The following is an 11258-nucleotide window of genomic DNA, read 5'->3' as shown; positions in this document are numbered from 1 at the left end:
TCCACCGATCCGGAATGCGCCGCGCCGAATAACGGCCGCCCGCGAACCGACCCGGCAGCACCCCGCCGACCCCGGCCGACCCCTCCCCGGTGCGGCATACGTCCAGTTCACAGCAGGCGGCCCGCCCGGAGGCCGGCCGCGGTGCGCACCAGCGCCACCGCCCAGGCGGCGAACAGCAGCAGGTAGAGCGCGGCGGCGAGCGCGGTGAATCCGGCGAATCCGGTGTGGGCGGCGAGTCCGGTCGCGCCGGTGACGAGCGTTCCGACCGGGAAGGTGGCGGCCCACCAGGTCATCGCGAACGGCATTCCGGCCCGCAGTGCCCGCAGGTTGGCGGCCAGTGCCACCGCCAGCCAGAGCAGGGCGAATCCCGTCACCGCCACGCCGTACACCTCGGCCAGCCCGCGGGCGACCGCCACCGCCCCCGGACCGGCGCCGGGGAGGGCGAGCGGGACGGCGTCGGCGAACTTCTGCACGGCGGTGGTGGACTGGCCGAGCGGCCCGAGCACCAGGAACAGCGAGGGGGTGAGCGCCAGGACGGGCAGCTTGCTGTGCAGCAGCCCGCCGAGCACCACCGGCAGCAGCGCCAGGGTGGCCAGCAGGCTGGCGCCGAGCATCGCCGCGCAGCCGTACAGCACCGCCTGCCGGGCCGCCCCCTCCGGCAGGTGCGGGACGAGCGCGGGGCCGCACGCGGCGGCCACCATCGGGGCGACCACCGGCAGCAGCCAGGTCGGGTTGGCCTCCAGCGCGGACAGCCGGTGCCGGGTGATCATCAGGTACGGCAGCCCGGCGGCCACCACCAGCGCGTACGCCGTGCCGACCGTCCACAGCAGCGCGTCCAGCGCGAGGGCGGGCCGGTCGCCGAGCAGCGGGGTGCCGACGGTCAGCGCGCCGTGGCCCACGGCCAGCAGGGCCATCGGCGGGCAGCCGTAGAAGACGGCGGCGGACGGGTCCTCCAGCAGGGTGTGCCGGGCCTGCTCGCGGTGCCGGGCCAGGTGGACGGCGCGGCCGGCCAGCAGGGCGGCCAGCATCAGCAGCGAGAGCGTCCAGAGCGCCTCGGCGAAGGCCGTCCGCCCGGGCAGCTCCACCGGCAGGGCGGCGGCGGCGTTGCCGGTGATCGCGGTGCCCATCACGGTGGCGTACCAGTTGGGGCCGAGCCGGGAGAGGTCGAGGCCGCGCAGGGCGGCGCGCGGCGCGAGGAGGGTTGCCATGGCCCCACCCTCCGCCGCCGCCGGGGACGCGGGTAGCGGGCCGTCCGCTATGAGGACATAGCCTGGGCCTATGGCCCTCTCCCCGCACGTCCCGGAACTCGGCGCCCTGGAGCTGCTGCTCGCCGTGGCCCGGCTGGGCAGCGTCGGGCGGGCCGCCGCCGAACTGGGCGTCAGCCAGCCCGCCGCCAGCGCCCGGATCAAGGGCATGGAACGGCAGATCGGGGTGCCGCTGCTGGAGCGCTCGCCGCGCGGCTCCCGGCCCACCGAGGCGGGCCGGCTGGTGGTCGAGTGGGCCCGGCAGGTGGTGGAGGCGGCGCAGGCGCTGGACGCCGGGATCGATGCGCTGCGCGGCCGCCGGGACGCCCGGCTGCGGGTGGTGGCCAGCCTGACCGTCGCCGAGTACCTGATGCCCGGCTGGCTGCTGGCCCTGAACGAGGCCAGCCCGGGCACCGCCGTCACCCTGCGCACCGCCAACTCGCACGACGTGGCCGCCCAGGTGCTGGCCGGCGAGGCCGACCTGGGCTTCGTCGAGGGCACCTCCACCCCGCCCGGCCTGTCCGGCGCGGTGGTGGCCGCCGACCGGCTGGTGGTGGTGGTCTCCCCCGAGCACCGCTGGGCCCGCCGCCGCGCCCCGGTGACCGGCGCCGAACTGGCCGCCACCCCGCTGGTGCTGCGCGAGGTCGGCTCCGGCACCCGGGAGGTGCTGGAGGAGGCGCTCGCCCCGTACGGCGGCCCGGCCGCGCCCCGGCTGGAGCTGGCCTCCTCGACGGCGCTGAAGGCGGCCGCGATGACCGGCGCGGGCCCGGTGTGCCTGAGCGAGCTGGCGGTGAAGGAGGAGCTGGCCACCCGCCGACTGGTGGCGGTGCCGCTGGACGGCCTGGAGCTGCAGCGCCCGCTGCGCGCGGTCTGGCCGTCCGGCCAGCGTCCGGCCGGGCCAGCCCGCGAGCTGCTGGGGCTGACCCGGGCGGTCGTCGCACCGAAGCCCCGGAGGGCTTGAACCAAAACCTGAGCGGAATAGACTCAACTTAGTGCATGCTGTAGTCGGCAGCTTGGTACCAGTCCCGAGACGAGAGGGGTACGCCCGCAGTGGACGCCAGTAAGTTCACCAGCAAGACGCAGGAGGCCCTGTCCTCCGCCATCCGGCAGGCCAGCGCCGCGGGGAACCCGGACGTCAAGCCGGTGCACATCCTGCTGGCCCTGCTGGAGCAGCCGGAGGGCCTGGCCCGCCCGCTGCTGGAGGCCGTCGGGGCGGATGCGGGGCGCGTCGCCGCCGCCGCCCGCCAGCAGGCCGCCGCCCAGCCCGCCGCCCAGGGCTCCACGGTCGCCGCGCCGAACCTGGCGCGCGACACCCTGGCCGTGCTGGAGGAGGCCGGCCGCCGCGCCACCGACCTGGACGACCAGTACGTCTCCACCGAACACCTGTTGGTCGGCCTGGCCGCCGAGGGCGGGCAGGTCGCCGACCTGCTGAAGCAGCAGGGCGCCACGCCCAAGGCGCTGCTGGCCGCGTTCAAGGAGGTCCGGGGCAGCGCCCGGGTCACCTCGAAGGACCCGGAGGGCACCTACAAGGCCCTGGAGAAGTACGGCTCCGACCTGACGCAGGCCGCGCGGGACGGCAAGCTCGACCCGGTGATCGGCCGCGACCAGGAGATCCGCCGGGTGGTGCAGGTGCTCTCCCGGCGCACCAAGAACAACCCGGTGCTGATCGGCGAGCCCGGCGTCGGCAAGACCGCCGTGGTCGAGGGCCTGGCCCAGCGGATCGTCGCGGGCGACGTGCCGGAGTCGCTGCGTGGCAAGCGCCTGGTCGCGCTCGACCTGGCGGCGATGGTCGCGGGCGCCAAGTTCCGCGGCGAGTTCGAGGAGCGGCTCAAGGCCGTCCTGAACGACATCAAGGCCTCCGACGGCCAGGTGGTCACCTTCATCGACGAGCTGCACACCATGGTCGGCGCGGGCGCCGGCGGCGACTCCGCGATGGACGCGGGCAACATGCTCAAGCCGATGCTGGCCCGCGGCGAGCTGCGCATGGTCGGCGCCACCACGCTGGACGAGTACCGCGAGCGGATCGAGAAGGACCCGGCCCTGGAGCGCCGCTTCCAGCAGGTGATGGTCGGCGAGCCGACCGTCGAGGACACCATCGCGATCCTGCGCGGCCTCAAGGGCCGCTACGAGGCGCACCACAAGGTGGAGATCACCGACGCCGCCCTGGTCGCCGCGGCGACGCTCTCCAACCGGTACATCACCGCCCGCTTCCTGCCCGACAAGGCGATCGACCTGGTCGACGAGGCCGCCTCCCGGCTGCGGATGGAGATCGACTCCTCCCCGGTGGAGATCGACGAGCTGCAGCGCTCCGTCGACCGGCTGCGGATGGAGGAGCTGGCGCTGGAGAAGGAGTCCGACCCGGCCTCGGTCGAGCGGCTCGGCAGGCTCCGGCGGGACTTGGCGGACAAGCAGGAGCAGCTGAGCACCCTCAACGCCCGCTGGGAGCAGGAGAAGAAGTCGCTCAACCGGGTCGGCGAGCTCAAGGAGCGCCTGGACGACCTGCGCGGCGCCCTGGACCGCGCCCAGCGCGACGGCGACTTCGAGCGCGCCTCCAAGCTGATGTACGCCGAGATCCCGGCCGCCGAAAGGGAGTTGACCGAGGCGCAGGACCGCGCGGCGGACGAGCCCGGCACCACCATGGTCAAGGAGCAGGTCGGCCCGGACGACGTGGCGGACGTGGTCGCGTCCTGGACGGGCATCCCGGCCGGCCGGCTGCTGGAGGGCGAGAGCGCCAAGCTGCTGCGGATGGAGGAGGAGCTCGGCCGGCGCCTGATCGGCCAGCACGAGGCCGTCCGCGCCGTCTCCGACGCGGTGCGCCGCACCCGCTCCGGCATCGCCGACCCGGACCGCCCCACCGGCTCGTTCCTGTTCCTCGGCCCGACCGGCGTCGGCAAGACCGAGCTGGCCAAGGCTCTGGCGGACTTCCTCTTCGACGACGAGCGCGCCATGGTCCGGATCGACATGAGCGAGTACGGCGAGAAGCACTCGGTCTCCCGCCTGGTCGGCGCCCCGCCCGGGTACGTCGGCTACGAGGAGGGCGGCCAGCTCACCGAGGCGGTCCGCCGCCGCCCGTACAGCGTCGTCCTGCTGGACGAGGTGGAGAAGGCCCACCCCGAGGTGTTCGACGTGCTGCTCCAGGTGCTGGACGACGGCCGCCTCACCGACGGCCAGGGCCGCACGGTGGACTTCCGCAACGCGATCCTGATCCTCACCTCCAACCTCGGCTCGCAGTTCCTGGTCGACCCGACCACGCCCGAGGAGCGCAAGAAGCAGCTGGTGCTGGACACCGTCCGGCAGGCGTTCAAGCCGGAGTTCCTCAACCGGCTGGACGACATCGTGGTGTTCGAACCGCTGGGCACCGAGGAGCTCAGCCGGATCGTCGACCTCCAGGTCGCCTCGCTCTCCCGCCGCCTGCACGAGCGCCGGCTCACCCTGGACGTCACCCCCGCCGCCCGGGACTGGCTCTCCCTCACCGGCTACGACCCGGCGTACGGCGCCCGGCCGCTGCGCCGGCTGGTGCAGTCCGCCATCGGCGACCAGCTGGCCAAGGAGATCCTCTCCGGGCGGGTGCACGACGGCGACACGGTGGTGGTCGACCACGACGGCGTCTCCGACCGGCTGGCGGTCGGGCCGCGCGCCTCGCTGGAGAAGTGACGCCGCCGACGGGCGGCACCGGGGCTCCCTCCCGGCGCCGTCCGTCGGCGGGTGCGCCCCGCCCGGGGCACCGCCGGTGGCCCGCCCCGCCCGGGCGGCGTGGAAGCCCCGCGTACCCGCCCGTGCCCCCGCCCGTACCCCCGCCCGTGCCCCCCGGGCAGCCGAACGCCCCGGGGCGCCGGCGCGCCCCCGCGGCCCGGCCCGGGACGGGTCCGGTCGGATGCCAACGGCCCTTTCCCGCCGTGCAACTCCCCGGCCGGGCCGGGCCGCTGGACCACCGTCCGGCCCGGGCCCGGCCCGGGGGGCGCGGGCGGCCGCGCCGGCCCGGGCGGCACGGCTTGCAGGGACATGATCACGCGCCGGGGTACACCCTGTGCCGCGGGCCCCGAATGAGGCAGGATGGAGACAGGAAAGGCGGCCCCCCATCGGCAGCCGACCGTGCACCGTGAAAGGGACACCCCCGTGAGCATCGACCCGTCGTCCATCCCGTCCTTCGGTCTGCCGCAGCCGCCGCAGGGCGGCGGCCAGCCCGGTGGCGCTCCGGCCGGGCCGCCGCCGGTGATCGTCCCGGACCAGAACCTGGTGGCCCAGCTGCTCGACCAGATGCAGCTCAAGCACGTGGTGGACGAGGAGGGCGACCTCACCGCCCCCTGGGAGAACTTCCGCGTCTACTACATGTTCCGCGGCGACCACAAGGAGCTGTTCGCGGTCCGGGCGTTCTACGACCGCCCGTTCCCGCTGGAGCAGAAGCCCGAGATCCTCGCGCTGATCGACGAGTGGAACCGCGAGACCCTGTGGCCCAAGGTCTACACCCACACCCACGACGACGGCGTGGTCCGGCTGATCGGTGAGTCCCAGATGATCGTCGGCAACGGCGTCAACCTGGAGTACTTCGTCGGCACCACCGCCAACTGGACGCAGGCCGCGGTCGGCTTCGAGCAGTGGATGGTCGAGCAGCTCGGCGACGGCAAGACCGAGGACGCCGCCGCCGACGAGGACGGCCCGGCCGACGAGGCCTGAGCTCCTCCCCCGCACCGCCCGAACGGGCCCGCCCCCCGCGCGACGCGCGGACGGCGGGCCCGTCGCCGTGGTGCGCCGGCTCCGGGTCCACGGCCGTCCGCCCCTCCGGGCCGTCCCGCACGGAGGCCCCTTGGCGTCCGCCGCGCGCCGCTGGATGATGGGCCCCACCACCGTTCGCGAGGAGCCACCGATGAGCACGAGGCCGCTGCTGAACCGCAGTCTGGCGGGCATGGGAACCACGATCTTCGCGGAGATGTCGGCCCTGGCCACCGCCACCGGTTCGATCAACCTCGGGCAGGGCTTCCCCGACACCGACGGCCCCCGCGAGATCGCCGAGGCCGCCGCCCGCGCCGTGCTGGACGGGCGCGGCAACCAGTACCCGCCCGGCCCCGGCATCCCCGAACTGCGGGCCGCCGTCGCCGAGCACCAGCAGCGCTTCTACGGCCTGTCGTACGACCCCGACACCGAGGTGCTGGTCACCGCCGGCGCCACCGAGGCGATCGCCGCCGCGCTGCTCGCCCTGCTGGAGCCCGGCGACGAGGTGATCGCCTTCGAACCGTTCTACGACTCGTACGCCGCCTGCATCGCGATGGCCGGCGCCACGCGCGTCCCGCTGACCCTGCGCGCTCCTTCCTTCCGCCCCGACCTGGACGAGCTGCGCTCGCTGATCACGCCGCGCACCCGGCTGCTGCTGGTCAACACCCCGCACAACCCGACCGGCACCGTCCTCACCCCCGAGGAACTCGGCGCCATCGCCGAACTCGCCGTCGAACACGACCTGTTGGTCGTCACCGACGAGGTCTACGAGCACCTGGTCTTCGCCGGCGCCCACCACCCGCTCGCCGCCCTGCCCGGCATGCGCGAACGCACCGTCGCCATCTCCTCGGCCGGCAAGACCTTCTCCTTCACCGGCTGGAAGGTCGGCTGGGTCACCGGCACCCCCGAACTGGTGGCCGCCGTCCGCACCGCCAAGCAGTACCTGACCTACGTCAGCGCCGGCCCGTTCCAGTACGCCGTCGCCGAGGCCCTCCGGCTCCCCGACAGCTACTACGCCGACTTCCGCGCCGACCTGCACCGCAAGCGCGACCTGCTGGCCGCCGGGCTGGCCGAGGCCGGCTTCCGGGTCTTCGAACCCCAGGGCACGTACTTCATCACCACCGACATCACCCCCCTCGGCGAGAAGGACGGCATCGAGTTCTGCCGCGCCCTCCCCGAACGCTGCGGGGTGGTCGCCATCCCCAACGCCGTCTTCTACGACGACACCGAGGCCGGCCGCGCCCAGGTCCGCTTCGCCTTCTGCAAGAAGACCGACGTGCTGGAAGAGGCCGTCTCCCGGCTGCACGCCCTGCGCACCGGCTGACGGCCGACGCGGCGCCACCGACCCACTGCGGCACGGGAGTTCGGGGCGGATCGACCCGTCCGTGCCGCGGTGCGGGACGCCGGGCCCCTGGAGACCGGCCCGCTCCTCCGCGCCGACCAGTCGGGTCGCATACGAACCTGGAAGCCATCCCCTGTCGGCGGTCGGCGGGGCGGCCGATCGGGGACGCACGCGGGCGCGCGGCGGGCGCGCTACCGGCGTGCACGGCCTGTGCCACCAGCGCGAGGGCGCGCGGCGGGCAGAGTGCAACCCGGGACCGATCACACCCAGTCGGACACAGGCCTCAGAACGGTGAATGAGTGCCAAACATGGGTAAATCCCCGACGGACCCGGAGAATTCGTGCTTCTCTGCTGCTGAATCTCCAGCCGGAATCCCTCCTTCCACGGTCGGCCGCGCCCCGGATCGGACAGTCTCGAACAGCCTCACGGATGAGGGCGGACTCCGGTCGCACCGGGGGCGCGCACGGAGCTGAAACGCGGAGCCGAGCATGCTCACCACCTTGCAGACCTCCTACACGGACACCCGCGCCGGCGACCTGGCCTGGCAGCTGGGCGGCGAACCGCTGCCCGCGCTGGCCGTCCGCGACCTCAGACTCGACGGCGCCTGCGGTGTCCCGGGCGGCCTCCGGGGCACCCTCCAGCTGCGGCTGCTGGGCGCCTCGCACCAGGTGGTGCTGGCCGCCGGGCCGGGCGACTGCCTGGAGACGGTGGCCTGCCTGCCGGGCCGCCGCACCCCGCTGCCCGCCCGGGTGGCCGAGCGGGTGGCCGGCTGGGAGTACGAGTTCGCGGCCCGGATCGAGGAGCTGCCGCCGTACGTGTTCGAGGCCCGGGCACAGGAGCTGCTGGCCCTGGTCGAGGGGCACCCGCGGGCGCTGGCCGGGGTCTTCCCGGGCGACCCGAGCGCCTTCACCGCGCTGGTCGCGCACTGCGACGACCGCCGGGTGCACTGGCGGACGTGGCACGCCTACCCGCAGGAGGGCCGACTGGTGTGCACCCGTTCCTCGCTCTCGCTGCCCGGCACCGGCCGGCCCCAAACCGACCGGGCCGCCGGGGACGCGGTGGCGACGACCACCGCGGACGCCCAGGCGCAGGTCGGATGGTGAGCCGACGTCAACCCGGCACCCCGCCCTGTCCCCCGGATGGGTGCAGCCATTCACCTGGACTCTCGCCTAGCGTTCATTCATGATCAACCACCCGGTCGGACGGCCCGCGCAGCCGGGTCCGGACGCCACCGCGCCCCCGCCCGCGGCCGCCCCCCGGCCCACCGCCCCCCGCGCCGCGGGCCCCGGCGGCGCGGTCCGGGCCGGCTGCGCCGCACCGCTGGCCATGGCCCCCCGTCCGGCCCGCGTGCTGGTCCTGTTGGCCGCGTTCGTCTGCGCGGCCTGCGGCCTGGTGTACGAACTCGAACTGGTCGCCCTCGGCGGCTACCTGCTGGGCGACTCGGTCACCCAGACCTCCGTGGTGCTGTCGGTGATGGTGTTCGCGATGGGCGTCGGCTCGCTGCTCGCCAAGCGCCTCACCCGTCGCCCGGCCACCTCCTTCGCCCTGGTCGAGTACGCGCTGTCGCTGACCGGCGGCCTGTCCGCGCTCGCCCTGTACTGCGGCTGGGCCTGGCTGCACCAGCCGCGCGCCACCCTGGTGGCGCTGATCGCCGCGACCGTGCTGATCGGCCTGCTGATCGGCGCGGAGATCCCGCTGCTGATGACGCTGATCCAGCGGATCCGCCGGGAGCACGCCGGCCGCGCCGTGGCCGACCTGTTCGCCGCCGACTACGTGGGCGCGCTGATCGGTGGACTGGCCTTCCCGTTCGTGCTGCTGCCCGCCCTCGGCCAGACCGCGGGTGCGCTGCTGACCGGCGCGGTGAACGCGGTGGCGGGCGCCGTGGTGGTGCTCTGGCTGTTCCGCTCCGAGCCCGCCCCGCGCACCCGGCTGCTGCTGTGGACGGGCTGCGGCCTGGTGCTCGCCCTGCTCGCGCTGGCCGCCGCCTGCACCGGCGCGATCGAGCGCGCCGCCCGGCACGCGCTGTACGGCGGCCCGATCCGGTTCGCCGCCCAGAGCCGCTACCAGGAGATCGTGCTGACCGGCGGCCCGGCGGAGGCGGGGAGCGCCGCGGGCGCCGGCGACGGCGCGCCCCGGGTGCCCGCCCAGCGCACCGGGCCGCCGCTGGAACTGTTCCTGGACGGCCGGCTGGCGGTCTGCGGCCCCGGTGAGTACCGCGACCACGAGGCGCTGGTGCGCCCCGCGCTGGCCGCCGGGCCGAGCGGGCGGGTGCTGGTGCTGGGCGGCGGCGACGGTCTGGCGCTGCGCGAGGTGCTGCGCCACCCGGCGGTGCGCAGCGTGCTGGTGGTCGAGCGGGACCAGGCCCTGCCCGCGCTGGCCCGCCGGGACGCCGCGCTCGCCGCGCTCACCGGGCACGCCTTCGACGACCCGCGGGTGCGGCTGGTCGTGGCCGAGCCGATGGGCTGGCTGCGGAGCGCCGGGGGCCGCTTCGACGTGATCGTCTCGGACCTGGACGGCTCCGCCGCGGACGGCAAGTACCGCTCCCGCGAGTTCTTCGGCCTGGCCGCCGGCCGGCTCGCCCCGGCGGGCCGGCTTGCGGCCCGGGTCGGCGGGCCGGACGGCGGGCTGTGGACGGCCGAGTCCGGCCTGGACGCGGCGGGCCTGGCGGCGGTGGCGTACCAGGGCGGCGGCCCGGCGGCCGCGGAGTGCGGGCGCCCGGACCCGGTCCCGGCGTTCCTGCTGGCCGCCCGCACCGCCCCCGTGCTGGACCTGTCGCCGGACGTGCCGGCCCCGCGCTCGCTCACCGTGACCGCGCTGCGGGCCTCCGAGAGCCGGCTGGCGGCCCGCCGCCCGTCCCCGCTGCCGCCGCCGCACACCCTGCTCGGCCCCTGAAAGGGCCTGTTCCACCGGGCAGTTCGGCCCGGGCGCGGGGCGGCGGGGGCGGCCGGCCGCGGGGCCCGGTGCGTCCATTGGCAGGTTGGTCGGCCCGGCTTCGCGTGGAGGGCTCGGCACGACGGCGGCCGGTCGGTAGGCTCGCCGGTATGGAGCATGAGGTTGTCGTCCCGGTGCCCGCCGAGGTGGTCCGGGAGGCGCTGGTGGACCGCGAGCTGGTGGCCCGCTGCGTGCCGGGGCTGAGCGCGGTCGCGTCGGCGTCCGCGCCCGCGGGGGCGGACAGCCGGCTCAGGATCCGGATCGCCGGATCGACCATCACCTTCGCCGGCCGGCTGACGCTGGACGGCTGGCGGGACGGCGCGCTCGCGCTGCGGCTGGGCGGCGAGGAGATCCGCGGCGCGGCCCCGGTCGCCGCCGAGCTGCGGATCGTCCTGGAGGAGCGCACCGGCGAGACCGCGATCCGGTTCACCGCCGGCCTGTCCGCCTCCGGGCGGCTGGCCGGTTTCGAGGCCGAGGCGCTGGAGTCCACCGGCCGCCGGCTGATCGACCGGGCGGTGGCGGCGCTGGTCGCCGAGCTCTCCGGACCCGAGGGGCGCGACGGCGGCGAGGAGGACGGCGAGGACGGCGACCCGGCGGACGGCGCCACCGTGGTCTTCCTGGACGACCGCGACCGCGGCCAGGACCTGGACGACGACCTGTCCGACCTGATCTCCTTCGACGACGCGGACGACCTGCCCGCCCCGGTGCCCGCCGCCCCGCGCCCGGAGCCCGGCTACGACCAGGAGGGCGCCCCGGTGCGGCGCAGCATCGTCGGCCGCTCCGCCGAGGAGGTCGACCACGCCCCGCCGCACGGCCGGTACGCACCCGCCCCGCCCGCCCACAGCGCCCGGGCCCGGGCCGCCTCCCGCTGGGGCGGCGCGGAGCCGTCGCTGCTGCCCGGCGCGCACGGCGAGCGCAGCGCGCTGCCGTGGATGATCGGCGGCGGGGTCGCGCTGATCGGCGGCGCGGTGGTGCTGGTCCGGGCCCTGCGGCGGCGCTGAGCCGCTCGGCGGCCCCCTAAACTGGCTGCC

Annotated in this window: 8 protein-coding genes; 7 read left to right on the top strand and 1 reads right to left on the bottom strand. The window is 75.6% G+C overall.

Going from position 1 to position 11258, the window contains the following annotated elements; translation table 11 throughout:
- Positions 1-107: 107 nt before the first annotated feature.
- A complete protein-coding gene (locus OO48_RS10000) occupies positions 108-1208 on the bottom strand; it encodes an SLAC1 family transporter (RefSeq protein WP_033214292.1) in 1101 nt (366 codons plus the stop codon).
- 70 nt (positions 1209-1278) lie between these two features.
- Here OO48_RS10000 and OO48_RS09995 point away from each other — a divergent pair, with 70 nt between their 5' ends.
- From OO48_RS09995 to OO48_RS09965, 7 genes are all read left to right on the top strand, one after another.
- Positions 1279-2205, top strand: a complete 927-nt coding sequence (locus tag OO48_RS09995; RefSeq protein ID WP_033214290.1) for a LysR family transcriptional regulator — start codon at positions 1279-1281, stop codon at positions 2203-2205.
- A gap of 89 nt (positions 2206-2294) precedes the next feature.
- On the top strand, positions 2295-4898 hold the full coding sequence (gene clpB / locus OO48_RS09990; protein WP_033214288.1) for an ATP-dependent chaperone ClpB: 2604 nt from the start codon (positions 2295-2297) through the stop codon (positions 4896-4898).
- Between the two features lie 462 nt (positions 4899-5360).
- Positions 5361-5918, top strand: a complete 558-nt coding sequence (locus OO48_RS09985; RefSeq protein WP_033214286.1) for a type III secretion system chaperone family protein — start codon at positions 5361-5363, stop codon at positions 5916-5918.
- Between the two features lie 190 nt (positions 5919-6108).
- A complete protein-coding gene (locus OO48_RS09980) occupies positions 6109-7278 on the top strand; it encodes a pyridoxal phosphate-dependent aminotransferase (RefSeq protein ID WP_033214282.1) in 1170 nt (389 codons plus the stop codon).
- Between the two features lie 506 nt (positions 7279-7784).
- Positions 7785-8399, top strand: coding sequence for a DUF2617 family protein (locus tag OO48_RS09975; RefSeq protein ID WP_245194576.1), 615 nt, complete (start codon positions 7785-7787; stop codon positions 8397-8399).
- Between the two features lie 79 nt (positions 8400-8478).
- Positions 8479-10188: a spermine/spermidine synthase domain-containing protein gene (locus tag OO48_RS09970; protein ID WP_081952021.1), complete on the top strand. Its 1710-nt coding sequence runs from the start codon at positions 8479-8481 to the stop codon at positions 10186-10188.
- Between the two features lie 149 nt (positions 10189-10337).
- Positions 10338-11228 carry an SRPBCC domain-containing protein gene (locus OO48_RS09965; protein ID WP_081952020.1) on the top strand — a complete coding sequence of 297 codons (891 nt, stop codon included), beginning with the start codon at positions 10338-10340 and terminating at the stop codon, positions 11226-11228.
- The last annotated feature ends 30 nt before the right edge of the window (positions 11229-11258 follow it).

The sequence above is a fragment of the Kitasatospora phosalacinea genome, from assembly GCF_000716545.1.
GTDB lineage: Bacteria > Actinomycetota > Actinomycetes > Streptomycetales > Streptomycetaceae > Kitasatospora > Kitasatospora phosalacinea.
Note: the sequence above shows the minus strand (reverse complement) of the source record. Positions and strands in the feature narration are given on the sequence as shown.

What these genes read in the sequence shown, in the direction of transcription:
- OO48_RS09975 (WP_245194576.1), top strand. Translation starts at nt 7,785, where the DNA reads ATGCTCACCACCTTGCAGACCTCCTACACGGACACCCGCGCCGGCGAC.
- OO48_RS09970 (WP_081952021.1), top strand. Translation starts at nt 8,479, where the DNA reads ATGATCAACCACCCGGTCGGACGGCCCGCGCAGCCGGGTCCGGACGCC.
- OO48_RS09965 (WP_081952020.1), top strand. Translation starts at nt 10,338, where the DNA reads ATGGAGCATGAGGTTGTCGTCCCGGTGCCCGCCGAGGTGGTCCGGGAG.
- OO48_RS10000 (WP_033214292.1), bottom strand. Translation starts at nt 1,208, where the DNA reads ATGGCAACCCTCCTCGCGCCGCGCGCCGCCCTGCGCGGCCTCGACCTC.
- OO48_RS09995 (WP_033214290.1), top strand. Translation starts at nt 1,279, where the DNA reads ATGGCCCTCTCCCCGCACGTCCCGGAACTCGGCGCCCTGGAGCTGCTG.
- OO48_RS09980 (WP_033214282.1), top strand. Translation starts at nt 6,109, where the DNA reads ATGAGCACGAGGCCGCTGCTGAACCGCAGTCTGGCGGGCATGGGAACC.